This is a genomic window from Pedobacter superstes (genome assembly GCF_037622515.1).
In the GTDB taxonomy this organism is placed as follows: Bacteria; Bacteroidota; Bacteroidia; order Sphingobacteriales; family Sphingobacteriaceae; genus Paradesertivirga; species Paradesertivirga superstes.
This window is the reverse complement of record NZ_JBBJCN010000008.1, coordinates 72996-99303: the sequence shown is the minus strand read 5'-3', so window position 1 is coordinate 99303 and position 26308 is coordinate 72996. Positions and strand designations below refer to the sequence as shown.

25 protein-coding genes are annotated in these 26308 nt (G+C 40.8%); 12 read left to right on the top strand and 13 right to left on the bottom strand.

The features are described 5' to 3' along the window. Nucleotide 1 precedes the first annotated feature (1 nt). Nucleotides 2-1351, top strand: a complete 1350-nt coding sequence (locus WG906_RS17425) for an HTTM domain-containing protein (RefSeq protein WP_339994125.1) — start codon at nt 2-4, stop codon at nt 1349-1351. Beyond that, nucleotides 1332-3749 (top strand): carboxypeptidase-like regulatory domain-containing protein, encoded by a 2418-nt coding sequence (locus WG906_RS17420; RefSeq protein ID WP_339994123.1) that lies wholly within the window; start codon nt 1332-1334, stop codon nt 3747-3749. The genes WG906_RS17425 and WG906_RS17420 overlap by 20 nt, the downstream gene beginning before the upstream one ends. 507 nt (nt 3750-4256) lie before the next feature. On the opposite strand, the gene WG906_RS17415 is transcribed toward WG906_RS17420, so the two are convergent. Continuing rightward, nucleotides 4257-7634: a DEAD/DEAH box helicase gene (locus tag WG906_RS17415; protein WP_339994122.1), complete on the bottom strand. Its 3378-nt coding sequence runs from the start codon at nt 7632-7634 to the stop codon at nt 4257-4259. A 245-nt stretch (nt 7635-7879) separates the two neighbouring features. Further along, complete coding sequence (locus WG906_RS17410; protein ID WP_339994161.1) at nt 7880-8104, bottom strand: CDGSH iron-sulfur domain-containing protein; 225 nt, start codon at nt 8102-8104, stop codon at nt 7880-7882. Nucleotides 8105-8218: 114 nt separating this feature from the next. Between WG906_RS17410 and WG906_RS17405 the strand changes: the two genes are divergently transcribed. From WG906_RS17405 to WG906_RS17385, 5 genes are all read left to right on the top strand, one after another. After that, nucleotides 8219-8488 carry a hypothetical protein gene (locus tag WG906_RS17405; protein ID WP_339994121.1) on the top strand — a complete coding sequence of 90 codons (270 nt, stop codon included), beginning with the start codon at nt 8219-8221 and terminating at the stop codon, nt 8486-8488. Between the two features lie 1213 nt (nt 8489-9701). Continuing rightward, nucleotides 9702-11111 (top strand): glutamate synthase-related protein, encoded by a 1410-nt coding sequence (locus tag WG906_RS17400; RefSeq protein ID WP_339994120.1) that lies wholly within the window; start codon nt 9702-9704, stop codon nt 11109-11111. A gap of 85 nt (nt 11112-11196) precedes the next feature. Then, on the top strand, nt 11197-11595 hold the full coding sequence (locus tag WG906_RS17395) for a GreA/GreB family elongation factor (protein WP_339994119.1): 399 nt from the start codon (nt 11197-11199) through the stop codon (nt 11593-11595). A 70-nt stretch (nt 11596-11665) separates the two neighbouring features. Then, complete coding sequence (locus WG906_RS17390; protein ID WP_339994117.1) at nt 11666-12178, top strand: hypothetical protein; 513 nt, start codon at nt 11666-11668, stop codon at nt 12176-12178. A gap of 72 nt (nt 12179-12250) precedes the next feature. Continuing rightward, complete coding sequence (locus WG906_RS17385; RefSeq protein WP_339994116.1) at nt 12251-12646, top strand: GreA/GreB family elongation factor; 396 nt, start codon at nt 12251-12253, stop codon at nt 12644-12646. Between the two features lie 461 nt (nt 12647-13107). On the opposite strand, the gene WG906_RS17380 is transcribed toward WG906_RS17385, so the two are convergent. From WG906_RS17380 to WG906_RS17340, 10 genes are all read right to left on the bottom strand, one after another. Continuing rightward, complete coding sequence (locus tag WG906_RS17380) at nt 13108-14193, bottom strand: Ldh family oxidoreductase (protein ID WP_339994115.1); 1086 nt, start codon at nt 14191-14193, stop codon at nt 13108-13110. A 2-nt stretch (nt 14194-14195) separates the two neighbouring features. Next, a complete protein-coding gene (gene bshC, locus WG906_RS17375; RefSeq protein WP_339994114.1) occupies nt 14196-15821 on the bottom strand; it encodes a bacillithiol biosynthesis cysteine-adding enzyme BshC in 1626 nt (541 codons plus the stop codon). A gap of 23 nt (nt 15822-15844) precedes the next feature. Beyond that, nucleotides 15845-17191 (bottom strand): 30S ribosomal protein S12 methylthiotransferase RimO, encoded by a 1347-nt coding sequence (gene rimO / locus WG906_RS17370; RefSeq protein ID WP_339994113.1) that lies wholly within the window; start codon nt 17189-17191, stop codon nt 15845-15847. Between the two features lie 266 nt (nt 17192-17457). Beyond that, the gene (locus WG906_RS17365; RefSeq protein WP_339994112.1) at nt 17458-17667 is read right to left on the bottom strand and encodes a GxxExxY protein; all 210 of its coding nucleotides are present in this window, start codon (nt 17665-17667) and stop codon (nt 17458-17460) included. Further along, nucleotides 17657-17836 (bottom strand): GxxExxY protein, encoded by a 180-nt coding sequence (locus WG906_RS19500; protein ID WP_431844489.1) that lies wholly within the window; start codon nt 17834-17836, stop codon nt 17657-17659. Before WG906_RS19500 ends, WG906_RS17365 begins: the two co-directional genes overlap by 11 nt. A gap of 110 nt (nt 17837-17946) precedes the next feature. Next, nucleotides 17947-18912 (bottom strand): signal recognition particle-docking protein FtsY, encoded by a 966-nt coding sequence (gene ftsY, locus WG906_RS17360; protein ID WP_339994160.1) that lies wholly within the window; start codon nt 18910-18912, stop codon nt 17947-17949. 152 nt (nt 18913-19064) lie between these two features. Then, a complete protein-coding gene (locus WG906_RS17355) occupies nt 19065-19229 on the bottom strand; it encodes a DUF4295 domain-containing protein (RefSeq protein WP_339994111.1) in 165 nt (54 codons plus the stop codon). Nucleotides 19230-19319: 90 nt separating this feature from the next. Continuing rightward, on the bottom strand, nt 19320-19502 hold the full coding sequence (gene rpmG / locus WG906_RS17350) for a 50S ribosomal protein L33 (RefSeq protein ID WP_339994110.1): 183 nt from the start codon (nt 19500-19502) through the stop codon (nt 19320-19322). Nucleotides 19503-19522: 20 nt separating this feature from the next. Then, on the bottom strand, nt 19523-19756 hold the full coding sequence (rpmB, locus tag WG906_RS17345) for a 50S ribosomal protein L28 (protein ID WP_339994109.1): 234 nt from the start codon (nt 19754-19756) through the stop codon (nt 19523-19525). A 370-nt stretch (nt 19757-20126) separates the two neighbouring features. Beyond that, on the bottom strand, nt 20127-20285 hold the full coding sequence (locus WG906_RS17340; RefSeq protein ID WP_339994108.1) for a hypothetical protein: 159 nt from the start codon (nt 20283-20285) through the stop codon (nt 20127-20129). Nucleotides 20286-21169: 884 nt separating this feature from the next. Here WG906_RS17340 and WG906_RS17335 point away from each other — a divergent pair. From WG906_RS17335 to WG906_RS17320, 4 genes are all read left to right on the top strand, one after another. After that, nucleotides 21170-21778 (top strand): DUF6266 family protein, encoded by a 609-nt coding sequence (locus WG906_RS17335; RefSeq protein WP_339994107.1) that lies wholly within the window; start codon nt 21170-21172, stop codon nt 21776-21778. Nucleotides 21779-22015: 237 nt separating this feature from the next. After that, nucleotides 22016-22330, top strand: a complete 315-nt coding sequence (locus WG906_RS17330; RefSeq protein WP_339994105.1) for a hypothetical protein — start codon at nt 22016-22018, stop codon at nt 22328-22330. A gap of 145 nt (nt 22331-22475) precedes the next feature. Next, a complete protein-coding gene (locus tag WG906_RS17325; protein WP_339994103.1) occupies nt 22476-22883 on the top strand; it encodes a hypothetical protein in 408 nt (135 codons plus the stop codon). A 432-nt stretch (nt 22884-23315) separates the two neighbouring features. Then, complete coding sequence (locus WG906_RS17320) at nt 23316-24254, top strand: TerC family protein (RefSeq protein WP_339994101.1); 939 nt, start codon at nt 23316-23318, stop codon at nt 24252-24254. 92 nt (nt 24255-24346) lie between these two features. Here WG906_RS17320 and WG906_RS17315 read toward each other — a convergent pair whose 3' ends face one another. Beyond that, on the bottom strand, nt 24347-24685 hold the full coding sequence (locus tag WG906_RS17315; protein WP_339994100.1) for an erythromycin esterase family protein: 339 nt from the start codon (nt 24683-24685) through the stop codon (nt 24347-24349). Nucleotides 24686-24991: 306 nt separating this feature from the next. Here WG906_RS17315 and WG906_RS17310 point away from each other — a divergent pair, with 306 nt between their 5' ends. Beyond that, nucleotides 24992-25966: a hypothetical protein gene (locus WG906_RS17310; protein WP_339994098.1), complete on the top strand. Its 975-nt coding sequence runs from the start codon at nt 24992-24994 to the stop codon at nt 25964-25966. Nucleotides 25967-26308 lie beyond the last annotated feature (342 nt).

The following is a 26308-nucleotide window of genomic DNA, read 5'->3' as shown; positions in this document are numbered from 1 at the left end:
CATGAATTCATATTTTCAGAAATTAACTCACGCAGCTCCTTTAGCTGTTTTCAGAATAGTACTGGGGATGATGCTTTTCTTTAGCATCATTCGTTTTTGGAGCAAAGGCTGGATTTATGATCTTTATATAACTCCTGCTCATTACTTCCCGTTCTACGGCTTTGAATTTGTAAAGCCTCTTGGATATAATACCTATTTACTTTTTGCTTTTTGTGCGCTCTGTGCAATTCTGGTTGCTATCGGCTTGTTATATCGCCTGGCTATAGTCGGACTGTTTTTGTCTTTTACTTATATCGAGCTGATAGATAAAAGCACCTATCTCAACCATTATTATTTTATCAGTATGGTTCTGCTTTTAATGGTGTTTCTTCCGGCGGATCGCTATTTTTCGGTAGACGGGGCAAGAAACAAAACTATCTTAGCAGATCAGATTCCCAAATGGTGTATCGACAGTTTAAAACTGCTCGTCTTCATTTTATATTTTTATGCCGGACTTGCCAAATTGAACAGCGATTGGCTTTTACACGCTTTGCCTCTGAAAATCTGGCTGCCAGCAAGAAACGACATGCCGATAATTGGATTTCTCTTTAATTATACCTGGATCGCTTATTTCTTTAGCTGGTTCGGCTGTTTTTACGATCTTACTATCGGCTTGTTTTTGTGGAACCATAGGACCCGTTTATTCGCATATATCACAGTTGTTTTGTTTCACGGGCTCACCGCTATTCTTTTCCCAATAGGGATGTTCCCGTATATAATGATAGTTACGGCGCTGATTTTCTTTTCCGACGACTTCCATAAAAAGATAATAAGCAAAATCAATATCCTGATAAAATCAGGACCCGGTTTTTTAGCGCCACGGAATGCTTTCCAGTATAAAATACCTAGTCAAAATATTTTAATAATTGGCTTTGCAATATTTTTCGCAGTTCAGCTATTGATGCCGTTCCGGTATTTATTGTACCCCGGAGAGCTATTCTGGACAGAGGAAGGATACCGTTTTTCCTGGAGAGTAATGTTAATGGAAAAAGCCGGTTATGCCCAGTTTACCGTGAAGGATGCTTCAGGCAAACAAGTTGTGGTAAACAACACTGATTTTTTAACACCTTTGCAGGAAAAAATGATGTCGGCACAAGCGGATATGATCCTGCAGTACGCACATATATTAAGAGATCATTATGCCATTTCCGGTTTTAACACTCCGCAAGTATATGTGGATTCTTACATCGCGCTTAACGGTAGGAGAGGCAAAGCATTTATCGCACCCGATACCGACCTCGCGAAAATAGAAGAATCCTTCAAACCCAAATCATGGATATTACCCCTTAACGATGAAATTAAAGGCTTTTAGTACAATATTTTTCTGTTTTATTGCTCTGTCGGCTCTGGCCCAATATAAAATATCTGGCAGTGTGATATCGACTGACGATAGTCTGGCAGTGATCAAATGCAGTGTCCTGCTTAATGATAATAAAAGCATTGCGGTTACAGACAGCAAGGGCGAGTTTATTTTTAAAAATATCCCTTCGGGGCAGTATACCTTACTTGCCTCTTGTATAGGGTACAGCAAAGAAACTTTTTCTGTAACAGTTGCTGGTGAAGATGTATCTGTGGTTCTTAACCTCAGCTCCGGCAGGAAACTGCTTTCTGAAGTGGCTATAAAAGTAAAAAAGAATGAGCTGGGTTTTGGGCATCTTCATGCGGTTGAAAACCTGGGAATTTACGAAGGAAAGAAATCAGAGCTTATTATTCCGGATCAGCTGGTGGCCAACCTGGCTACGAATAATGCAAGGCAAGTTTATTCGAGGGTGGCAGGACTGAATATCTGGGAAAATGACGGGGCGGGTTTACAATTAAGTATCGGAGGCCGGGGTCTTGATCCTAACCGGACATCAAATTTTAATGTCAGGCAAAACGGGTATGATATCAGTGCCGATGCGCTGGGTTATCCCGAAAGCTATTATACACCTCCGATTGAAGCAGTCGGGCAAATTCAGATCGTGCGGGGAGCCGCATCCTTACAATATGGGACCCAGTTCGGTGGACTGATAAACTTCATCATCAGAAAGCCGGTTACAGATCGGAAGCTTGAGTTAACTGCCCGCCAAAGCATAGGCTCCTATGGGTTTTATAATGCTTTTACCAGCGCCAGCGGTACAGTAAATAAGCTGAGTTATTACACTTATTTCCAATACAAAAAAGGAAATGGCTGGAGGCCGAATTCGGAATTCGACAGTTATACAGGCTATGCGAATGTAAACTATCAGTTAACTGAAAAAACCAAAGCCGGAATTGATATTACGCATATGGATTACCTCGCACATCAGCCGGGAGGTTTAACGGATGATATGTTCGCCGGAGATCCTTTGCAAAGTAACAGAGAGAGAAACTGGTTCAAAGTGAACTGGAACCTGTTTGCTCTGAATCTCGATCATAAATTTAATGCACAGAATGAATTTAACTTAAGGGTTTTCGGATTGTCGGCTTCCAGGTATACCGTAGGCTTCAGGCCAAACCGGGTAGCTACAGCCGACGATAACAGTGAGCGGGATTTAATTAAAGGTGATTTTGAAAACTGGGGTGCTGAGGCGCGTTATCTTAAACGTTATTCCATCAAAAATGTCAATTCCGTTCTTTTAGTTGGTAGCCGTTATTACCACGGATTTAATCACAGCGTTCAGGGCTTCGGAAGCAAAGGAAAAGATGCCGATTTTAGCTATATCAATTCCGATGAGCTGATATTGAACGATTATAAGTTTCCGAACCAAAACGTCTCAATGTTCGCGGAAAATATATTCTGGCTAAGCCCGAAATTATCGGTAGTTCCGGGATTGAGATATGAAATTATCAATACCAAAGCTGATGGTTTCTATGCTTCAAGAAAGCCAAGCCTTGATGAGACCAGCATTGAATTAGGCGCCAGAACGCCGGAGAAGCGTCAAAACAAAAGAAATTTTTTAATTGCCGGCCTCGGAATAAGTTATAAACCCGGCACCAAAGTAAATATATACGGAAATCTGTCTCAGAATTACCGTTCAATTACCTTTAGTGATATACGGATTGCAAATCCTTCTGCTGTTATTGATCCGGATATGACGGATGAGAAGGGCTATTCTTTCGATTTGGGTATCCGGAGCGAAGGCACATTCCTTTTCAATTACGATGTAAGTGCATTTTATCTTAATTATAACAACAGGATAGGGGAATACCAGATAAGTCAGGGATCCATGGTTCTCAGGAAGCGGACAAATATTGGTCAGGCTGTAATTGCCGGTATTGAGTCGTACGCAGAAGCTGACCTGTTTAAAATTCTGCATCCTCAAACTGATTTCACTGGAGTAGTTTTCACGAATGCCGCTTTTATAAAATCGGAGTATAAAAAGAGTGTAGATCAAAACATAGAAGGTAACGAGGTAGAATTTGTTCCCGGTATGAATTTAAAAAGCGGGATCAGGCTGGGATATAAAAAGCTAAAAGCATCCTTTCAATATTCATATTTGTCTGATCAATATTCGGATGCCACCAATGCGCCTGACGGCGGATTTTCCGGAATTGTGGGTATCATTCCGGCATATTCCGTTATGGATGCGGGAGTATCGTATGAGTTCAAAAGATTCAGGTTAGAAGGGAACGTCAATAACTTAACGAACGAATACTATTTTACCCGACGCGCTACCGGTTACCCCGGGCCGGGTATTATTCCATCGGATAACAGAACTTTTTACCTGACTTTGCAGGTGAAGTTCTAAGCGTCATCCACGATTTAGTGCCCAAATTTAAAAGAAAAATATATGGAGAATAATGGAAGCAATGCAGGCTAAGCCCGCTTGTCATTCCGACGATAGCAGGAATCTTTTCAGCATATATAAATATCATTTAAGATCTCTCCTGCCGTCGAGATGACAAAACGCCCTATTTAAAACTGCTTAAAATGAACAAGATATAAATGATTTCATTATAAGTAAGGAACTTTTAGAAAGAAAAATATAGAGAGGACATTGAGCTCAAAGTATATACTAACCAACTTTGTCATTCCGACCTAAGGAGGACCTCGAAGAAGCATTTGGGACCTTAAAGAAAATAACAAGATCCAAATAATCTTAAAAGCCCTTTATCAGGCGTATTGCCAAGGATCTCTCCTGCCGTTGAGATGACAAAACGCCCTATTTAAACTGGTTAAAAATGAACAAGATAAATGATGTCATTATAACGATAGGAGTAATCTTTTCAGCATACATAAATAACAAAACGCAAATTTAATTGACTGGATTGCCTAATAATCCCAGCAACCCTTCCTTAGTAAACGATTTCCCTATCCCTGCATCCGTATTAATCAGCTCGTTAAACAGGTCTGTTTTGCCGGCCTGCATGTTCATAATCTTTTCTTCAATGGTTCCCGGGCAAATCAGCCTCACAGCCACCACATTCTTTTTCTGTCCGATACGGTAAATACGGTCTATGGCCTGATTTTCTACCGCAGGGTTCCACCACGGATCTACCAGGTAAACATAATCTGCCTGCGTTAAATTCAAACCGGTGCCGCCAGCCTTCAGGCTGATCAGAAAAATACGTTTCTCCTGTTCTTCCTGGAATTCCTTCACTACCTGGTTCCTGTTTTTCGTGCTGCCCGTGAGGTATGAAAAGGGGATGTTCCGTGCTGTCAGTTCCTTTTTTATCAGGTCCAGCATACTTACAAACTGGGAGAATACGAGAATTTTATGATTGGCAGATTTGCCTGAGATCTGCTCCATCAGCGTATCAATCTTGGCCGAAGATTTTTCATTTATTTCATCATCATTGAGGAGCAACGGTGAATTACAAATCTGCCGCAGTCGCGTTAAGCCCTTTAATACATGGATAGAATTTTTAGGGATATCCTCGTTCGTTTTACTGCAGATAAATTCCCTGAATTCTTTTTCGAATGCATCATAAATTCTTTGCTGTTCGGTGCCCATTTCGCAGTAAACTACCATTTCCGTTTTCTCCGGCAGTTCTTTCACCACCTGACTCTTGGTTCTTCTCAGAATAAAAGGCTTGATCTTATTCTGCAGCTCCCGGGCCCGTTTACTGTCTTTAAAGGTGTCAATCGGACTTGCATAGATATCTTTGAAGTATTGTTTGCTGCCTAGCAGTCCGGGGCAGGCAAAAGACAGCTGTCCGAACAGATCGAACGTGTTATTCTCCACCGGAGTTCCCGTTATCACAATTTTATTTCTTGACTTTAGTAAGCAGGCCGCTTTATAACGCTGTGAATCGGGATTTTTTATATTCTGAGATTCATCCAGGAAGACATAGTTGAATTCATAGTTCTTTAAAAACCTCACATCAGAAAGAAGAGTTCCGTAGGATGTAATGATCAGCTCATAGTTTTTAAATGAATTAAGGTCTGAGGACCTGTTGGCGCCATACAGGATATGCATCTTTAATGATGGAGCAAACTTTTCAACTTCAGCCTGCCAGTTAAAGATCAGCGAAGTAGGAACCACCAGCAAATTCGTGTTTTGCGATCTCTTGGTCCGCTGGGATAGAATGAAGGCAATGATCTGAATTGACTTCCCCAGCCCCATATCATCGGCAAGGCATCCCCCTAAATTAAAATCATCTAAGAAATTGAGCCAGTTTAATCCCTGTTTCTGGTAATCCCTGAGTGTTGCCCTCAATTCGGGGTGAACAGCTACTTCTTTAATCGATTCAAAGTTCAGCAGTTTCTCGTTCAGGAAAGCAATTTCTGCTTTTACCTGCCCATCTATGCTTTCATCTTCAAACATCCCGTTAAGAATATTGAAATTGCTTTTGTGAATCTTTAAACTGTCATCCTCAATTTCCCCGGAATTAAAATACTCCGAAAACTTCTCTATCCATTCTGCCGGAAGTATTCCAAGGGTGCCGTCATCGAATGAGATGTATTTGCTTTTATTGCGAACGGCCTTATTTAGCTGTTTGAGTGTAGCTTTTTTCTTTCCGTAGCAAACATCAATATCAGCATTGAACCAGTCTATCCCGCTTAATAAGCGCACCGTTATTTTAGCCGGGTTAGGGTTAAGCTTATTCTCCTTTAATTTATTGAAACCTAAAATACTGATTCCCTGATTTCTCCACTCTTCAAAGGTGCTGAGGAACCATGCTTCATTTAGGAAATGTTTTTTATGCAGATAGAAATAGGGGAGTCCATCCTCCATTTGCTCATTAAAGTGCGGATGCTGCCGCAGTATTAATGCGGTAAAGGCTATCTCGGCCTCTTTATCCCGACTAAGGGTGAAGCTGCTTTTTATGCTCTTAGGATAGATCTGTTTTTTGCTGAGTATGGAAATTTCAGTGTCGCCGTATTTCATTACCGGGTCAAGCTCAACGAATGGATCAGAATCTTTGAGGTAGATCATTCGTTGTGCCGGCTGGTCCAGCTTGTTCTCAATGATCTGCTCGGGTGTAGCTGCAGGCAGATAGGCATACTTAATTTCGGTATCGTTTTCCAGACCGGCTAAAATACCGTCTCTGAATTCTTCATATTTTGAATGATGGATTAACAAACGGTTATTGTGTTGCTTGAAAAACTCAATAGCGCTAAGCAGCTTTATGTTTCCCGCCAGATGAAAGCGGGAATTGATCTCTAAAAAGTAATCATATTTAATGCTTACCGCATCCAGAAAATGCTTTGCGTCATTGACACGGATCAGTGCATTAACTTCATAAAAGGGGTCTTTCTTTTCTATAATGATCTCGATGTTATGAACTGTACTTCCGGTGTTACACAACTGTAAAGAGCCGGCAACTATATTTTCCGATGTTTCTGAATGATGCAGGTAGAATTTAAAGCCGAGCGGATTTTTAAGTACTGCTTTTAACCCTTCAATTTGAACCGCAGACCGCTCATTGGCGGGAGTATTTTGAAATTGTTTAATTCCAAAATAAAATTTTGATTCGGCAGCATCCTCGGTGCTCCATATCTTGTCTTCTACCTTAAGTGCATGTAAGGGGTTTTTAGGCTTACCGTTTTGTGTGGTGCCCGATTCAAAAATTTCGAGTTGTAAATGCCTGTAATATTTATGCTGTTTAAAAACAAGGAACGTTTCCTTAGCGGTATGAGGCACATGCTTTGTATATTGGTTTTGAATCTCCAATGGCTCTCCAAACCTTAAGGCTCCGTTTGCCGAAACAGGAAATAAACTGGCCGAAACCGGTTTTATCGTAGTGTTTTTATTGTCATAGTTCAGCAGGAAATATTCTTCGAGATTGGTTTCATTCTGCAAACCATATGGCTCCGCGAATTTCTTTAACCTGCCGGACCTTAAAACTGCGTCAAAAAAGATGCGAATCTCGGGGCGCATTAAGATGGCATACAGGGCCCGCGACTGGTGGCTACAGAGTTTATTGCTTACAGAGTGGCAGGGGCAGGAGAGCAGCAGGCTGTCATCTTGCTGAATTACCCAAGTTAAGGTAGTATTGTTGGGGTTCGAAAATAAAGCCGAATTAATATCAATGCTTTCCGGGTGTACATCCAGGAAGTTTTTTTCATCCGGATTAAAGCTTTCGGCGCTATGTGCCTGGATAAATATTTCGTTTAATCCCGCAAAACTGAAATTTGGAATGGTGTAGATGTAATTGCGGGAATGATCAGAAATAGTACCTGTCGCCATATATATTCAAATATGCGGCAGCTGATTGAGATTTTGTGAAATTTTGTGTTTTTTATTGTTTCCGAAGGGGGAATTGCGCTATTGTCATTTCGACCCTAGGAGAAATCTCAAAGCGTTGGCAGATAGCGGATGATTCTAAGATCTCTCCTTTGTTGTGATGACAAAAAACCTTTAATGTCATTTCGACTTTGCCGGAATACAAAAAGCGGCACGGCCCTTATAAGGCCCGTGCCAATAAAAATCGTTTAAACCTTTTTAGGAGGCAGATCAAACGCTATTGCTTCATGTTCAAAATGGCCACTGTGAGAACCATCACAAAAAGGTTTGTTTTTTGATAGTCCACAGCGACAAATGGAAACAACATTACGCCCTTGTAAGTCATATGTATTACCGTTTTTGTCAGCAATTTCAAAGTCGCCCTCGATTCTAACCGAACCGTTATTGTTAATCGTAAGTTTTGTTGATGCCATTAATTTAATTTTTGCCAAAGCTAAGGATTGCATTGGTATATCAGGTGTTAATTTGACCTGCTTTGAAATCTATATGACTGGCACTTTCTTTGCCAGTATTAAGAAAAGAGAATCATGAGCACGATCAGATTATTTATTACAGGGGCGGCCTTTGCTGCAGGCGTACATTATATCACAAAGAAGCGTCCGGACGGATCTTCAATCATTGAAGATATTAAGAGTAAACTACCGGAGTGGATGAATAAAGCACAACCTTTTATTGACCAGTGGAAAGGTCAATTCTCAAATGTGCCGCATATCAAAGGTAGTGCTGCGAAAGGTGGTACTTATCCCCGGAAGTTTGAAAATTCCTCGGCAGACCCGGATCCGGACTACAGTTCATAAATTAGAACACCTGTCAGGTTTCTTTTTGATCTGTTTTTTTACCTCAGGGCTTGCTTTCCTTTGCGGGGAGATAAAATGCAGTCCAGGGAAACCATACCCATGCTGATTCAGGTCTCCCCAATTGGTATAAGTTAAGGATTTGAAAGGGGGTGGTGAGGGCACCAACCCCGGGGAAAAGAACAATAAAATTGCTATTCCAGCAGATTCTGCTACCCTCTCTGCCTTCGGCATCTCTCCCAGAGGGAGAGAAAGGCTGCCCCGCACAAATCGCTTTAGCTTTAGGACACCAACCCCGGGGATAAATCACCAAAGAACAATAGGATTGCTATTCCGGGCAGAGTCTGCTATACCCTCTCTGCCTTCGGCATCTCTCCCAGAGGGAGAGAAAGGCTGTTTCGCACAAATCGCTTTAGCAGTTACGTTTAGATGCTATTCTTGATTGCATTTTCAGGAAATTTATATGTCCCGCCTATGTAACATTTCTATCTATAATTTGCTTTCGAACTTTAAAAGCGGAGATTTGTAACAATGGGTTCACTTAACCATATATACAGAATATCAGAATTTAGCTTTGCATTAAAAATGCATATTAAGGCTGGTCTGTACTGTGGCCCGAAATCTCATAATTATTCTTTAGGATATTCATTCCTTAAAAGCAGCAAAGACTTTATTAATTAAGCCCCCGCCGTAATTCTGGCAAAGGGGCCGGTTATCAAAATTCTTGTTTTACCAAGCTGATTATTAAAGAAATGAATATTATCCAAAGCCCTAACAGTACTTCTCTACGCTATTTTCAAAGCTTTTTGATAAAGTTAAAAGCCTTATTCGAAGGTTTTGATCAAAGCCCTGCTTGTCATTTTCGGTTCGGATACTATTTCCACATAAGTAGTAAGGACTTTATTAATTAAGCCCCGGCCAGCTTTTGGTTTGGGGCCAGTTATCAAACGTCGAGTTTCATCACTGTCTTTAATTAATAATGAAAATGATTAATATTTCATCATACCGGTCTATATACACCGTTATTAACAGCTTTTTCTTCAAACGTGTACGAGTTTCTTTTGCCGGTTATGCCCGGGGAATACAGATACACTATCATTTTGGCTATTGTTTCCAAACAAGCAGCAAGGACTTCATTAAGTAGGCCCCGGCCATATTTTGGTTTGGGGCCAGTCAGGAAACTTCCCGGTTTTTTACTGTCTTAATACGTTCAATTATGAAAAAAATTCGATTCCGGACCCTGCTTGGGGCTGGCTTTATATTTCTATTTAGTTTAAACATAAGTTTAATCACTGCAGGATTGATCAGCAATTTAACATGGTTCATTGTTGCAGCAATCATTTTATCAGCAGGGCAGATGGTGCTGCATAACCTTTTCAGGCGGAAGCATTCCATATTGAGATATTATCCGTTTCGGTATAAACTGAAACACCTGTCGGGAAAGATAAGCCCATTCCTGTCAAAATCTTTCTTTGGAGATGATTCTCTCCGCAGGGTTGTCAGTTCAAAACAATATGAGCTTATCCTTAACCGGGCTAAAAATATACCCGGAGATATCGTAAGAAATACCTTAACACATCCTGACGATCCGGATTTTGAATGCTTAAGGTATATCGATAACAGAAAAGCTGTTGAGCCTAAAGTAACAGATCTTAAAGTTACGATCGGCACCCCGCAGTGCAGGCAGCCTTACAGCCTAAGCATATTGACTATCGGTGCCTTAAACCAAAAGCTCTTGAGTAACGCGTCAATACTTGCTTTATCTGAGGGCGCAAATATTCAGGCTTGCGCAGTAAATACCGGACAGGGCGGTATTAGTCCCTACCTGATCAGAGGTGGCAGCGATTTAATCTGGCAACTATCTCACGAAGACTATGCCTTCAGAAAGGAGGACAGTTCTTTTAATGAAAAGTTATTCCAGGTAACAGCTACTAGGCCCTATGTAAAGATGATTGAGCTTGTACTTCCAAGGCATGAGGTGAATATTATGAAACGGCTCGCGGGTGACCGAATGATCAGTTTTTTAAACAGGTTAAGGACTTTATCTGAAGGAAAACCCATCGGAATCAGGTTATTCAACCCCGGCAGAGATGTCATAAACGGTATTTGCAAATCAATGCTATCCGCAAGGATTTATCTGGATTTTATTACGATCGACGGAACGGTTTCAGCAGACGGTCCCGATTCTTTCAGTATCAGCAAAGCAAGCCTCCGGGGATATTTTGAGGCGCTGACGTATTCCAGAAAAACTATCGACAGCTATGGGTTACCAACCAAAATATTGGCCTCCGGTCTGCTCGTTTCAGAATATGACATTTTACGGTCTGTAGCCTTGGGAGCCAATGCCTGTTACTGTACAACACCCATGGTTTTAGCAATCGGTTCAAACTCGAGGTTCCGGTCTAACGAAGCGATGAATCAGAGAGTGCGGGTCGCAAACTTTCATAGAAATACTATTGAAGCCACTGTAAAGCTTATGGAATTATGCGGCTACCAAAGCCTCGACCAGGTAAAACCCGCCGACTTTTACCGGAAAACGGATTTTTTTAAGGTCAAAAGTTTGAAGGAGATCTACTTTGATGAGCATCCGGTAAGGGAGGCGCATTTATTCTCGGGCCTGAGTTAAATGCGAATTAAGGAACCTACCGGCTACAAATTGGGTTTCATGAGGCTGCAAATTAATAACAATTAAAATACTTAAAACGAAAGCGATGAAAACAGAAAAATTGATGCTGGTTAAAAGAGAACTGGATCTATTATCCAGGCACCTTAAGGCTTTTACTTTGTCTGATTTCAATAAAAAGAAATTGGCGACAGAGTTAGAAACAGCAATTATAGTAAAAGACGACGAATTACCACCGGAAACGGTTTGTCTGGATTCTGAGGTTGAGATACGGGAACTGGAAAGCGGAAAAAACTTCAGGTTTCAGATCGTAATACCGGGAGAAGCTGATATGCAGAAGAAGCGCGTTTCGGTATTGTCCCCAATTGCCATTGCCATTCTGGGATATAGAACCGGATCGAAAGTTCAGTGGGAAATGCCAAACGGTGTAAAAACCTTTAAGGTTTTGCAGGTGAAGCAGAAGGAGGAAAAGAATATGATTTTCTAAAGAGTATATCACATTTATGGTCGGTTGATGTACGATAAATGATGTGAGTGAAAATTAAGTAAATGAATTAATGAAAGGAGTTTTAGAAATGGGTTTGATTGATTTTCCGGTTGCCATGATAATCATAGTTGCAATACCGCTTGTTATTGGGATCGGTTTCTTGTTGAGAAATCAGGTAATTAGCCTGCAGCGTAAAGAGAAACTTAGAAAACGGCTAAATGAGATGACAAAGTTTATTCACTTCGATTCCTGTAAAAAGGAATATTTTTCTGACAAGTTGCTGGTCCTGGATGAGGTGAATAAAAAGGTGATATTTTTAGACTATTTCAATTATAAAAATAATACCATCATTGATTTGCATGATTTAAAAGACTGTAAACTGCTGGTCAGGCGCTTAGCAGTACAATTGGAGCTTAAGTTTGAAAATTCCTGCAGAGATGCATGTCGTATTACTTTTTACCAAAGATTTGTAGATCCAGGATACCGGCGGAGCAATCTAACTGCCAAAGCAAGGCGCTGGAAGGATCTTATTACGAAAGCAATTGCCAATAACAGAGAGTTTGAATATGGGATCTCCGGCTAGTCTACCTGGCTTAGCATAAACATGGTTAAAAGAATAGCAGAACCGAAAGTTTAATCTAATTATTCTGATTTTATGAAGAATCAACATTTAATAGTAACGAAAGAGGATTTCGCATTCTTAATGGAATGTTACTTCTCTGAGCATATCTCAGCATTTAATAAAGAGATATTATCCAATGAATTGAAGAATGCAAAAATAGTAATGAAGGAATATTTGCCCGGGAATGTCGTGAGTGCGAATTCCATTGTGCTTGTCTGCAATATTGATAAATCGCAGACATTTAACATTCGCATAATCTCAATTGAGGATTCGACAGAAAAACCAAGCGATATTCAAATTTCGGATCCTTTGGCTGTTGCCTTGTTAGGGTACCAAACGGGAGATATTGCAGAGTGGGAAATGCGCGATGGAATAAACCGTTTTCAGATCGTGTCTGTTCATCAGGCGGATGCGGTAATGGCTGTGTAATCTTGAGCTCGGGCTTCGACAGGCTCAGCCTGACGAAAAAAAACAAATTAACATTCCAAATAATCTTAAAGCGCTTTGTCAGGCGTATCGCCCAGGATCTATCCTGCCGTCGAGATGACAAGGTGCTTTAAGTAAAACTTCCTGAAAATGAGCAGGATATAAATTATGTTATTGTAGGGCTTCGACAAGCTCAGCCTGACGAAGCCGTCGAGATGACAAGGCGCTTTAAGTAAAACTTCCTGAAAATGAGAAGGATATAAATAATGTCATTGTAAGGCTTCGACAAGCTCAGCCTGACAAAGCCGTCGAGATGACAAGGTGTAGGGCTTCGACAAGCTCAGCCTGACGAAGCCGTCGAGATGACAAGGTGCTTTAAGTAAAACTTCTTGAAAATGAACAAGATGAAAATGATGTCATGTAAGGCTTCGACAGGCTCCGGCTTCGACGGGCTCAGCCTGACGTTAAGATATTCCTTTTATTCCCAGTTGAGCGGCCATTTCATTCAAATCTTTTACAACAGAATCTACCAGCGGGATGCCATTGATTTTACGGTCGGCCTGGGCTTCCAGCTCGGGTTCACCGGGAATGATAAGCGGCTGAGAAGTATCAATAGGTTTTGCCGATTTAAACCGTTCAATCCAGTTATCCATATGGGATTTAAACTCATCTACCGGGCGAAAGCCATCGACACGCATAGCGCCCACAAAATGCCCGATCCCTAATCCCGGAAGGTTTGGTAAAGGATCTAAGAAGCTTACAAAAGGAGGGACCCAGGGGCCGTAGTTGGCGCCGGAAAGTACAGCGGATAAAATATCTACCGTAGCGCTTAGACCAAAGCCTTTATGACTTCCGTGATCCCTGTCGCTGCCAAGAGGAAGCAGAGAGCCTCCTGATTTTAAAGCATGCGGATCTGTAGTGTTTTCACCATCCCTGCTCTGCACCCATCCATCGGGCACCGGCTTTCCAGAACGCTGCGCGATCTCCAGTTTTCCATTAGCCGCGGCAGAAGTAGCCATATCCACAATCACAGGCGGGTATTTGCCTGCCGGAAAACCATAGCACATGGGGTTGGTACCTAAGAGGCGTTCGGTAGTAAAGGTAGGGGCAACAAGCGGACTCGCATTCGTCATTGCGAAGCCAATCATGTCTTTTCTTACGGCTTCAAGGGCATGGTATCCGGCAATACCGAAATGATTTGAATTGCGTACCGATACCCATCCCGACCCGTATTTCTCCGCCTTTTCTATAGCAAGCTTCATAGCAAAGGGAGCAACAACCAGTCCCAGGCCGCTATCGCCATCAACCGTAGCAGTGGTGGCAGTTTCATGCACAATAGTGATGTTGGGAGTCGGGTTAATTCTTTTTTTCTCCCATAGCCTGATGTATCCGCTTAAGCGGGCAACACCATGCGAATCAATTCCGCGCAGATCGGAAGCCAGCAAAACGTCGGCCGCAAGCTTCGCATCGGCATCAGGGCAACCGATTTTTATAAAAACAGATTCAGTGAAATTTCTTAAGTTTTCTTCCTGGATAATGAATGAACTCATGTTTAATATTCTAAAACAGTGAATTTAAGGTCGAGTGGTTTAAAATGATGAATCAGCTCAGCAATAAAATTATCCCCGAAACGGGTATAAAGCAAGCCGAAATTTTCTGTGCGTTCCTGTAAACTGTCGCCCGGAAAATAAGTATTGCGAAGATTCTCAATCTGCCTTAATGCGACTTCATGATTTCTTTTTTCCGCTTTGATGAACTTTTTTTCCAGGTTGTCGAGCGCGTTCCTGAGTTTGGCTTTTACCCCTTCGGAGCTGGGAGCGAGAGTAGGATCAATGCTATGGGCCCTGAGCTTAATCTTTTCAAATAAAGCGCTGAATTCCTCCCACTCCTCGTTTAAATGCAGGTTATGCCCGGAGTTTTGAATAACATATTCTTTCTTTACGATCTCCGCAGGTTTAAAAATATCTTTAAGAGGAATAGTTAAATTGCTCAACTTATGACCCAGGGATTCATTGGCGATCAATGCAGAATTTCTGAGTATTAAAACAGGGAAGTCTACACCGAATTGTTCGAAGCTTTGTTTTAACTGAAGCCAGTAAACAATTTCCGCTCCTCCGCCAATATAGGCCAGGTTCGGTAAAATGACTTCCTGGTAAAGGGGGCGCATCACCACATTCGGACTAAACCTTTCGGGATGATCGTCAATTTCGGCAATCAGCTCATGTTTACCGAAAGAGATTTCCGTATTCAGTACTTCCCATCTTCCGTTTTCAAAAACTATGCGTTCGCGGAGATTATCCTTCAAATAGAAAAAGTTGATCTCCCTGGCATACACCTGGGTTTCGAACCCCAGTTCTTCAAGTTCTTCAGAAGTTTTTGTAATGGCTTTATGGCTCCTTTGTTCCAGAATATCCTGCTTCACAATTTCCGAAAATTCTCTTTTCAGATCAGTATCATCGGCATCAAGTATCAGCAAGCCGTATCCGGCAAAAAGGCTGTGCACTAAAAAACGTGTCGCGTTGGCAAGGGTATCCTGCTTTAGATAAGCTTCCTCCAGTATAGCTTTCAGCTTTTCGGAATGTTCGGTATATCCGAGCGCATTCACATAGGCTTTTAGGGTGTCGCGAATAGAAGCAGGGTTTATTCTGCCGGTTGCTCCGCTTACTTCTTCATCCCATGAAAATTTCAGGCCATGCAGGTTGGTATGATTAATTTCCGCAAAATCATGATCTTCTGTAGCCATCCAGTAAACCGGAACAAAGTGTTTATCAGGATGAGCGGCCTTGAGTTCTGAGGCAAGATTAATGGCCGTTACTATTTTGAAAATAAAGTAAAGGGGACCGGTGAAGATATTAAGCTGGTGACCGGTAGTGATGGTGAATGTATCGGACCTGCTCAGGCTCTCGATATTTTCCAGTACCAATTTAGATTCAGGGGTATTGTACTGTGGACCGGAATATTGTTTTCTTAGGGCTTTCACCAGAACATCCCGGTTTACGGTTTCCTTCTTATCGCCAATCAGTTTGCCGAAATTTTCTAAATCCGGCCAGTAGGAGAGGTAAGGCTCCAGTTTCGGATCGCGGGATATGTAGCTTAACAGCGTTTCAGAAAAACTATGCGTATCGCTATAATCGATGCAGGTTGCTTTCATCGTGGGCACGAAAATAGGGGAATTCATTTAAATCCCCCGTGATGCAACGCTTATTTGACAATTTGTCCATATAAGTCGAAGTCTTCGGCGCGTTCGATCTTTGCCTCAACAAAACTTCCTATGGTGGCATAATTGGTGCTGGCATGCAGCAGAACTTCATTGTCGACTTCCGGAGAGTCGAATTCTGTACGTCCGACGAAATAATCGCCTTCTTTTTTGTCGATCAGCACTTTGTAGGTATTGCCAATTTTCTCCTGATTTTTATCAAAGGAAATTGACTGCTGAACGTCCATAATTTCTTCCACACGCTGCTCTTTTACTCCGTCAGGAACATCATCCACAAGAGAGTGAGCAGATGTTTTCTCTTCATGCGAATAGGTGAAGCAGCCGAGACGGTCGAAACGGGTTTCCTCAACCCAGTCCTTCATTTCATTAAAATCCTGTTCTGTTTCTCCGGGATAACCGCAAATTAAAGTAGTTCGTAAGGTGATATCGGGAACTTTATTACGGATAGCATCTACCAGATCAATAGTTTTTTGTTTGCTTATGCCGCGACGCATTGATTTCAGCATATTGTCGCTGATGTGCTGAAGGGGCATATCCAGGTAATTGCAGATATTGGAGCGCTCGTTCATCACATCCAGAATTTCCATCGGAAAACCGGAAGGATAAGCGTACTGTAAACGGATCCATTCAAGGCCGTCCACATCCGAAAGGTGGCGCAGCAATTCATCCAGGTTACGTTTTCCATAAAGATCCAGACCGTAATAAGTAAGGTCCTGCGCAATTACTACCAGTTCTTTGGTCCCGTTGCGCACAAGTCCCTTGGCTTCCTTTACCAGTTCTTCAATGGATTTGGAAACATGCTTGCCCCGCATCAGCGGAATAGCGCAAAAGGAGCAGGGACGGTTGCAGCCTTCAGAAATTTTAAAATATGCGAAGTGTGAGGGGGTAGTTAAAAGGCGTTCGCCGATCAGCTCGTATTTATAGTCGGCGCCCAGATTTGTCAGGATATTCTGAAGATCGTTGGTGCCGAAAAAAGCATCCACATTCGAAAGTTCGGCTTCCAGCTCGGGTTTATAGCGCTCGGAAAGACAACCGGTAACCACCACTTTGCCCACCTTACCCTGTTCCTTCAGCTCACTGTATTGCAGAATAGTATCTATAGATTCCTGTTTGGCATTGTCGATAAAGCCGCAGGTATTAATAACAATAATATCGTCCTTCCTGATTTTATCAGTTTCATGTACCACGTCAATCAGGTTGCCTTTAAGCTGGCCCATCAGAACCTCAGAGTCGTATACGTTTTTGGAGCAACCGAGGGTTATTACGTTTACTCTGGGTTTGGTTTTTGATGTCTCTGAAAGATTGGGCAACTTCACTGATTTCGTTCTCATTTGTTTTTTTATGATTATTAATGATTACACTGATTTGGGGGGATTACACTGATTTGAGGAGATTACACTGATTTGGGGTGATTGCACTGATTATTGATGATTTCACTGATTGAAGGTGATTGCACTGATTAATGATGATTACACTGATTTTAAAAAAGATTGCACTGATTTAAGGGGATTACACTGATTGTAAAGAGTTTTAATAGATTATGCTGAGGATTAAATGATTCACTGATTTTTTCCATGTGATTTTTTACTTGCTCAAGTTATACTGATAATCGCTTAATTTCACAGCTGGTATTTCCGAAATTTATCAGCAGGCCGGTTTTAATTTTGCTTGCTTTTAAATAGGAGATCAACTGATTTTGAAATAACTTGGGTTGATAGCCTGTTACAGATTTTAGCTCAACAATTACCGAGTTTTCTATTAATAAATCGCATCTGAACTTTCCTACCTGCTTACTATCAAACATCACCACAAATTCTTTTTTCGGCTACAAAGCTTAAATTTTCTTTAATTAATGTGATTTGTAACGCATTTGAATATATCTTCTCGTTAAACCCCGGCCCTAATTCCCTATGCACTGAAAAGCAACATCCAATAATTTTTTCTGTAAGCTTATCTGCCGGAAATTTATCCTCCATATGAATAAACTGTATAAACTAAATTATGGTATACGGATCTCAAGCTATACTGTCAATTATAATTATTTTAATCCATTAATAATCAGTGGTATCCTCTCATATCAGTGTAATCAACTTTTAAACAAAGACTCTACAAACTCTTTCTTATTAAAAAGCTGAAGATCATTCATTCCTTCGCCAACGCCAATATATTTAACCGGAATTTTAAACTGATCTGATATACCTATAACAACGCCGCCTTTAGCAGTTCCGTCTAATTTAGTTAAAGCTAAAGCATTTACATCTGTTGCCTGGGTAAACTGCTTGCATTGCTCAATAGCGTTCTGTCCGGTTGAGGCATCGAGCACTAAAAGAATTTCATGCGGTGCGCCCGGAACCACCTTCTGCATTACATTTTTAATTTTAGTGAGCTCATTCATCAGGGCAATTTTATTGTGCAGGCGGCCTGCCGTATCAATTATAGCTACATCCTCACCGTTTGCCACGGCTGATTGTAAGGTATCGAAAGCCACGGAAGCAGGGTCGGAGCCCATGGGTTGCGCAACCACACGAACGTTAACCCGCTCGCCCCAGAGTTTAAGCTGCTCTACGGCTGCGGCACGAAATGTATCGGCAGCGCCAAGCACCACTTTATTTCCGGCTTCCTTCAGTTTATTCGCCAGTTTGCCTATGGTCGTAGTCTTGCCTACTCCGTTTACGCCCACCACCATAATTACATAAGGCTTGTGGTTGCCATAATCAAAGTGTTCAAAATCACTGCTGTTGTTTTCTGCAAGCAGGTCCTGAATCTCGGTCCGTAAAATACCGTTCAGCTCGGAGGTGTTCAGGTATTTATCGCGTGCCACACGCTCCTCAATTCTTCCAATTATTTTCAGCGTGGTGCCTACTCCAACATCAGAAGTGACAAGGATTTCCTCCAGCTCGTCGAGCACTTCCTCGTCGACCACCGATTTGCCTATTACAGCTTTGGTAAGCTTGGAGAAAATGCCTTCCTTGGTTTTTTCTAGACCTTTATCCAGGGCCTCCTGCTCTACCGGAGTAGTTTCCTTTTTCTTGAAAAAATCAAATAATCCCATAGTGATATGTGCAAATTGTTTATGCTTCGACAAGCTCATGCTTCGACCTGTTCCTTCGACAAGCTCAGGATGACGCTTTGTGAAGCTAATACAAAAAAAGCCCTCCTGATTTTGCATCGGGACGGCTCTAAATATTTTAAAGAAAAAAGTAATTAAACTTTTTTTGCTTCGTCTATTGCGTCTTTAACGTGATCGTTATGCGCAATAATTTCTTTAAATGTGTAAGCGCCGGTTTTAGGAGACTTCACCATAGTAATTACTTTGGAGTATTCTTTACCTTTTCCGGTTTTCAGGGTTGCAACTACTTTCTTAGCCATGTTTCTTTTATAATGATTGAATGAGTGAGTAAATGAATGAATGAATGGATTGTAATCTACCTTTCTATCATTCAGTCATTCTATCCTTTATTACTTTATTTCTTTGTGAACAGTTACTTTTCTCAGGCAGTTGTTGAATTTTTTCAATTCTAAACGCTCTGTAGTGTTCTTTTTATTTTTGGTGGTGATATAACGAGACATCCCAGGTACGCCACTTTCTTTTTGCTCAGTACATTCTAATATAACCTGAACTCTGTTACCTTTCTTAGCCATTTCTTTTCTTTATAAATTTATTAAATGGATCCTTTTTTAAGGAATTTATTAATTACGGCAGTGATACCGTTTTTATTGATCGTTTTAATAGCTGAAGCAGAAACTTTTAGGGTGATCCAACGTCCTTCTTCAGGGATGAAAAACTTTTTAACGTGCAAATTAGGATGAAATTTGCGTTTGGTTTTAACGTTCGAGTTCGAAACGTTATACCCATTCATTGACATCTTTCCTGTTAAATCACAAATTCTCGACATGACTATAGTATAATGTGTATCTTTTTTAATTGACCTCTTTAAAGAGTTTGCAAATATCGGTAGAAGAAATTAGATACGCAAGGGAAATAATAAAAATATTAGAGGCGAATTGTGGCTGGTTATTTACCTTATACAAATGCCATGTAATTCTTTGTGAAATTAAAGAATTATCTTAATAATGATATCGATGTTTTGATTTTTGAAAAGGAAAGCACCTGGCACAGATGATCCTGCAGCCCCGCCATTAGCTATACGCCTGCGGGCCTTAAGCGCAATGGCCGGTATCGCTGCTGTCGGGTTTAAGGAGGGGAATGTTCTTTTTTATAGAATACCCCGCAACTGCAAGGCTCCCTTTTAATTTTGTAAATGATCAAGGTAGAGTGCCCGATAAATTTGTTGAGTAACCAATGGCTCCCTGTAAACTATTTACATACCCCGCAACTCCCGCCATTTTTCGCACAGTTTTTGCAATATTTACAATTCTTGCATGCGTTACAAGATTTTGAGCCAGTGCATGTAGCAACGGCATTTTTAAAAGGATATTCTATCGTTTTGGGTACAATCAAACTTCCTGAAAGAAACAACGAGCCGGCAAAAATTAGTAGTAATGATTTCATAAGCAGGGAATTAAGATTTAGGTGAATATAGGTATAGATATCCCCATCATTGCGATATATTAGAATTAATCATTTCTTAAATGAAGTTAGATTAATTTAATCTGCCGCTCCACGTCATCCTCTCCTCATACCCGCCACTTATTAAGCGTATACCATATGAAGGATCTTTTATGAAACCAAGAAATATGAGGCCCCCTCTTAACCAAAAATGCAAAGCTTTTCATAAATAATTAAAGAGCTAAGTACAGGAAATTTAACGTTTCGTGTGCCCATATGGTGATTTTGTCACGGCAACTCAGCATTTCGTGTAGTAACCCGTGTCAGAAATTATCTAGGGAGAAATAAAATTTACCTTTAAGCACGCAAAATAACGGAGCACATTTACCATTCTGAGATGGATGGAAATCTGATGCTGGGAAAGTTTCTCCCGCTGGTCGAAATGACAGATGATTGCAATGACAAAGGAGCTCGAAAAGCCCAAAGTGGGTAAAAGTCATTAGTTGATCTTGCCTCCGGCCCTATACCTCGTTCAGTTCTCCCTCATACTTTCTTTACCCTTTGTTCAGCTCAGAACGCTCTGAAGGCGGTTTTAGCTGAACAAGAACTGAACAAGAACTGAACAAGAGCTGAACAAACGCCATTTTTCAGGGTCAATAGAGGTCAGCACTGGGTCAGATAGGGTCAGCTATTTTTTCGCTCGTTTTCAGCCTCTACTTTCGTTTCAGCAGCACAGCGTACCGGTACAAACAGAATGCTGAAATTTTAATTAAAAATTCAAAACTTAAAAAACAAGATTATGGGAACTTATTCAAAAGGAATCCTCGGTTCATTTTCCGGCAAGGTCGGAACAGTAGTCGGAAGCAACTGGAACGGAATAGATTACATGCGCAGCTTACCGAAGAAATCATCAAAGGCGCCTACCGACAAACAGTTGGAGCAGCGTGTTAAGCTGGCTCTTGCTGTGGGCTTTTTGAAGCCCGTGAGCCCTTTACTGAGCATTGGCTTCAGAAAAGCGGCGGCAAACAGTACAGGTTTTAATGTAGCAACTTCGCTGATTGTGAAGGAGGCCATAACAGGTACCTATCCCGATTATTTGATAGATTACACTAAAGTAATGTTTAGTCAGGGTGATCTTACCGGTCCGTGGAATGCGGCGGCCTCTTCTGCCGATGAGGCTGTGCTAACGCTGAATTGGACGGATAACACAGGTTCCGGAAACGCAAAGGCTACTGATAAGGCGAAGCTGATGATTTATAATCCGGCGAAATCTCAGTACGTCTATACTACCGGAACCGCCGCCAGGAATGCCGCGACGGAGGCAATTACTCTGCCCGGAAGCTTTTCGGGAGATACGGTCGAAGTTTGGATGGCTTTTATCGTGCCGTTTGAAGATATTGATGAATAAAAAAACGCCCTATAACACAGCCTTTGCAAAAATGGCTGGTGACGTGATTCTCGAAATTTTTCTACTTTTAACTAAGTTTTGTGCCGGGTGACAGAGAAGTGCTTTCTATCCGCCATCTTCGCAAAGCTCTAAACCGTTCGACGGCAGCTTAACAAAACCACGGCAGCTACTGAACCATCAGATGAAGACCCTGACCAAAGATGATATTTCAAATTTATCAGTCGACCTTGCTTTAGCATGGGGGGACAAGACTGGCTGAAACCAATTCAATTAAGATTAGCTGCAAAGGTTGACTCATTATCTTCCTCTGATTTAGATGAATATAACAACTTAAGCCAAGAAGTTTTAAAGGTCGGATTTGGATTTATCTCAACGACTTTAAAAGACGTATGCGACAGGAGAGAGACTATTAAAGAGACAGATTTGAAAAGCGCACTAATAAATGAAATGAGCAGTAAGTTTCCATGGTTAAGTAACGACAATTTAAAAAGAATTTTATCTCAAGGACTTTATTATGCATGGAAGGACGGACTAGGAAATTGCATAAAATAAAGCCGCCGCCTAACAAAGTATTTGAATTATGCGGGTTAACGTAGGATAACAAATTTTGTGCTTTTTAATTACCTTATTCCTGGTATGAAGTGACGTGCTTTTAATCCCGCACAATACAAATACAAACCGTTAGTCTCAAAAGACGATGATAAAAAAGCTAATTTTGACCTATTATTATGTATGGTTTCAGGGGCATCTTCGGTCAAAGTACGCTGATGACTTTTCGCATCATTGGTGTCATGCCTTTTTACAGGTTTTGCTGACCTTTTTTTGTCTATTAATAGCCTCCCTTAATATTATTAATGCATCATTCGATTTAAATATAATCGCAACAACCGGACGACGTAGTTTGGTCGGCCTAGTTTTGATTATCCCAGGATTTATACTTTACCACTTACTATTTAACATATACGAGGCTGACAAGAAAGACGACGACCCCGCTAAATTTAAAATTGTTATCACTAAGGGTAGTAAAGTGATTTCCTGGCTGATATTTATAGTAAGTCGCCTGTTAGCCATGGGGTCTATTTATATTGTGCGTATGCTGAAGTAGAACCTCAATACTCCATCTTAACTACTCTGAAAGGTGCTGCAAGACAATTCGAAATCACAGAAGTTCGCAGACTTTGAAGAACCCGAGATTGAGGCCAGGACTTGTATTGTAACACGATGATAATTAATAACCGCATGTTTCCGTTAAACATTCATCGTGTTAGCAGTTTAAAACCCCAACTCACCACATTTCCCCAAAATAATTACAGGTAAAGCAAGACAAATGTATTCAGTTGGGTTAAGTAAAGTTCAGTAAAGGCTGATAAATAACCAAGAGAGGCCTGGGAGACCCTGCCAAAGGGGTGATGCAGAAACAATAGCCTTTTGTCTTTTGTTGGAGTTTAGAGTGAGCATGAATATTGAATCGCATAGCTTTAATATTCATGCCCGCTCCATAACCACCTCAACCTACAATAGACTATTAAAATTACATATGGAAGTACACAGCAGCTTTTGGATAGGCTTTAATATTTTTGTACTCCTAATGTTGGCCTTAGATTTAGGAGTATTCAATCGGAAGGCTCATGTAGTTTCTGTTAAAGAAGCATTAACATGGTCGGGTGTTTGGATTTGTCTTTCACTGATTTTCAATTGCCTTGTATATTACTGGTTTGGGGAGCATAAAGCTATTGAGTTTTTTACGGGCTACGTTATCGAAAAATCTTTGAGTGTGGATAATATTTTCGTGTTTGTGCTGGTGTTTAAGTATTTTCAAATTCCATCTATCTATCAACATAAAATCTTATTCTGGGGCATTCTTGGCGCTCTGATAATGCGCGTCATCTTTATTTTTGCAGGAGTTGCTCTGATAGAAAAATTCCACTGGACAATCTACTTATTTGGGATTTTTCTTATTTACACTGGATATAAGATGTTTACCGAAAAGGATAAAAAAATTGAACCCGAAAAAAATCCTGTCATTCGATTTTTCAAAAAAGTGATGCCGGTGACTAACCACCTCGCGGGAGAGAAGTTTTTTACTATGGAAAATGGAAAAAGACATGCTACTCCATTATTTCTGGTGCTCATACTCATAGAGACTACCGACGTGATTTTTGCTGTCGATAGCATTCCGGCAATTCTGGCAATCACTCAGGACACGTTCATTGTATACACTTCGAATGTTTTTGCAATTCTGGGCCTCCGGTCTCTTTACTTCGCACTTGCTCAGGTGATACACCGTTTTATCTTCCTCTCAACCGGATTGGCCATAATTTTAGTATTTGTAGGTCTAAAAATGGTAATGGTAGACGTTTTCAAGATTCCCACTTTCATATCCTTAATTATTATGGCAATTGTAATCACAGCCAGTATCGTGCTGTCTTTAATTAAAACCAGGAGAGATGGTCGCCTCGGGATTAAAAATGAATGAAAATAGTGAAACGCTTATCCCATTCCATACGCAGAAAGCACTTCTATGCTTTAATGAAAATTCTATAATACCTCTATTATTGAGCAACCTTATTACAATTTCAAACCTTGTGATTGTGTGGCTAATAGCTTTGTTTTTTTGTCTGCTGCTAAAAGAGCTTGGGGACCTTTAATCTCAGCTCGCAGATTTTTTAGTACTTTATACGGACTTTGAAAATCATATCCATAAAACAATACTTTCACAGTCTTATTAAAGTTTTTAATGTAATCAACAATATCCCTGAACTCGCTTGTCTCATAGGTATGTTGTCTGAAACTTTTTAAGATACCATTCAGGTCGCCACCGCCGAGTAAGATATATTGATTAAGATCTTCTACCTCAGCATAAGGTGCCTCAAGCCCGATTCTATCAAAATGGCTTGTTGCTGCCATTTAAACAGGTTACCTTTTACCACAAAAAAATCATGTATACCATGTGTGGCCTCCCCGTGGCCCAGTGCTTTATAAGAAATTAGCCCGATATTTTAAGCGGGCATCAGAATGTCTTAACGATAGATTGCTGTCAAGAGGAATAGCTCGTTCATTTAAAGCAGTGATGAATTTGATACCTGTGCAAATGTTTTAAATACACAAAAAGACTGTAGAACAAAGAGTGTATGCTTTTTTTCATCTTTTTAATGAGAACGCGCATCTGCCAAAGTTTCCTTACTTTAGCTACTGAAACCGATTCCTGTGAGAATGAAAAAACTTATTATCATTATCATTTGCTCATTGCCTATACTATTGTTCGCCCAAAGGGTGCTTGTTAAAGGAATAGCACGAGATACCAGCAAGAATAATAGCTTTGTTCAGATATCAGTGAACGATACTTTAGTACGGTTCCGTAACCAGGTTGTCATAAACGGAGGCTGGAACACGAAAGCTTCGGACATGTATGAACAACTTACTAAAGATTCTACCTTGGTACTGCATGTATCAGGATTGGAAAATTTTAGGATCATGGCAGATAGGACGGATACGTTATACTTTAGAAGAGCTTTCTACCATACCAGTAAATATGCCGTCAAGGACCTGCTGAAAATGAAGCCCTTACGCATTATCCTTACACCCGAAACTTGTGTTGAATATAACCCTGAGATCTGTCCCGACACTATTCCTCATAAGACTTATGTCTTCATTGGCGAAAAAGTGAGCGTAAAACCAGTTCCTGATATATATTATTGCAACATTATAAAGTTTGATGCCGAATCAATAGCAGAATATAAGGTGGTCCAGAATATTCATGGGAACTATCCCGGAGATACTGCACGGTTTAGTGTGTTTGTTCATTCAGGGCCCACATTCTTTGAGCACAAGAACGTCATGCTGTTCGTTACCGACTACTGTGGAAGAATGATACAGGAAAAGTATCAGTTTTTCGAGGTTTATCCGACTGTTGATAATAGATGGGCTTTCCCTGGAGATCCCTATTTGTATGACCAGCATATAAAAGATAAAACTATAAAACCAGTTCAAATAAGGTTTAAAGACGACCTCTGGTTTGACACAAAAACGTTTTCTTTTTTACATCCACGTCCAGTATATACAGATCCTTATTACCTGGTAGAGGACTCTAAAGCCCGTCCGCTGGTTGGAACGTATGCGGAAGACCTTTTAAAAATAAAACGAGATGGAGTACTTAATGCCCGTGGAATTACCCTTGATAAACAGTAGGTGATTCGGAAACAAAGATAACGGTCGATTCTTCAGTCAGACACCATGGAGAAAAGTCTATCTGTATTCGAAATGTTCAACCAAGTAAGAGCACCAATCAGTAGATCCAGAGTCCCTAAGGAGGAGATTCTGCGGGGAATAAAAATAAAACCCAACCCTACAGACGACGAAATTAATGCTGCAATCTTTTAGCTAGTTCGGGTTAAATGCGATTAAATCGCTTTTCTCGCTTCATCCCCGTTTGTAGGCAGAAATATATTAATAGTTAAGTGCCCCTTTCCCTGTAAATGAAGGAATTTCTAATTCGAAATTCCCGGCCTCCCAATTCCGCTCAAGATCAAG

Excerpts from the sequence above, each read along its gene's own strand:
- WG906_RS17425 (WP_339994125.1), top strand. The coding sequence starts at position 2 with ATGAATTCATATTTTCAGAAATTAACTCACGCAGCTCCTTTAGCTGTT.
- WG906_RS17420 (WP_339994123.1), top strand. The coding sequence starts at position 1,332 with ATGAAATTAAAGGCTTTTAGTACAATATTTTTCTGTTTTATTGCTCTG.
- WG906_RS17415 (WP_339994122.1), bottom strand. The coding sequence starts at position 7,634 with ATGGCGACAGGTACTATTTCTGATCATTCCCGCAATTACATCTACACC.
- WG906_RS17410 (WP_339994161.1), bottom strand. The coding sequence starts at position 8,104 with ATGGCATCAACAAAACTTACGATTAACAATAACGGTTCGGTTAGAATC.
- WG906_RS17405 (WP_339994121.1), top strand. The coding sequence starts at position 8,219 with ATGAGCACGATCAGATTATTTATTACAGGGGCGGCCTTTGCTGCAGGC.
- WG906_RS17400 (WP_339994120.1), top strand. The coding sequence starts at position 9,702 with ATGAAAAAAATTCGATTCCGGACCCTGCTTGGGGCTGGCTTTATATTT.
- WG906_RS17395 (WP_339994119.1), top strand. The coding sequence starts at position 11,197 with ATGAAAACAGAAAAATTGATGCTGGTTAAAAGAGAACTGGATCTATTA.
- WG906_RS17390 (WP_339994117.1), top strand. The coding sequence starts at position 11,666 with ATGAAAGGAGTTTTAGAAATGGGTTTGATTGATTTTCCGGTTGCCATG.
- WG906_RS17385 (WP_339994116.1), top strand. The coding sequence starts at position 12,251 with ATGAAGAATCAACATTTAATAGTAACGAAAGAGGATTTCGCATTCTTA.
- WG906_RS17380 (WP_339994115.1), bottom strand. The coding sequence starts at position 14,193 with ATGAGTTCATTCATTATCCAGGAAGAAAACTTAAGAAATTTCACTGAA.
- bshC (WP_339994114.1), bottom strand. The coding sequence starts at position 15,821 with ATGAATTCCCCTATTTTCGTGCCCACGATGAAAGCAACCTGCATCGAT.
- rimO (WP_339994113.1), bottom strand. The coding sequence starts at position 17,191 with ATGAGAACGAAATCAGTGAAGTTGCCCAATCTTTCAGAGACATCAAAA.
- WG906_RS19500 (WP_431844489.1), bottom strand. The coding sequence starts at position 17,836 with ATGGAGGATAAATTTCCGGCAGATAAGCTTACAGAAAAAATTATTGGA.
- ftsY (WP_339994160.1), bottom strand. The coding sequence starts at position 18,912 with ATGGGATTATTTGATTTTTTCAAGAAAAAGGAAACTACTCCGGTAGAG.
- WG906_RS17355 (WP_339994111.1), bottom strand. The coding sequence starts at position 19,229 with ATGGCTAAGAAAGTAGTTGCAACCCTGAAAACCGGAAAAGGTAAAGAA.
- rpmG (WP_339994110.1), bottom strand. The coding sequence starts at position 19,502 with ATGGCTAAGAAAGGTAACAGAGTTCAGGTTATATTAGAATGTACTGAG.
- rpmB (WP_339994109.1), bottom strand. The coding sequence starts at position 19,756 with ATGTCGAGAATTTGTGATTTAACAGGAAAGATGTCAATGAATGGGTAT.
- WG906_RS17340 (WP_339994108.1), bottom strand. The coding sequence starts at position 20,285 with ATGCCGTTGCTACATGCACTGGCTCAAAATCTTGTAACGCATGCAAGA.
- WG906_RS17335 (WP_339994107.1), top strand. The coding sequence starts at position 21,170 with ATGGGAACTTATTCAAAAGGAATCCTCGGTTCATTTTCCGGCAAGGTC.
- WG906_RS17330 (WP_339994105.1), top strand. The coding sequence starts at position 22,016 with ATGGGGGGACAAGACTGGCTGAAACCAATTCAATTAAGATTAGCTGCA.
- WG906_RS17325 (WP_339994103.1), top strand. The coding sequence starts at position 22,476 with ATGATAAAAAAGCTAATTTTGACCTATTATTATGTATGGTTTCAGGGG.
- WG906_RS17320 (WP_339994101.1), top strand. The coding sequence starts at position 23,316 with ATGGAAGTACACAGCAGCTTTTGGATAGGCTTTAATATTTTTGTACTC.
- WG906_RS17315 (WP_339994100.1), bottom strand. The coding sequence starts at position 24,685 with ATGGCAGCAACAAGCCATTTTGATAGAATCGGGCTTGAGGCACCTTAT.
- WG906_RS17310 (WP_339994098.1), top strand. The coding sequence starts at position 24,992 with ATGAAAAAACTTATTATCATTATCATTTGCTCATTGCCTATACTATTG.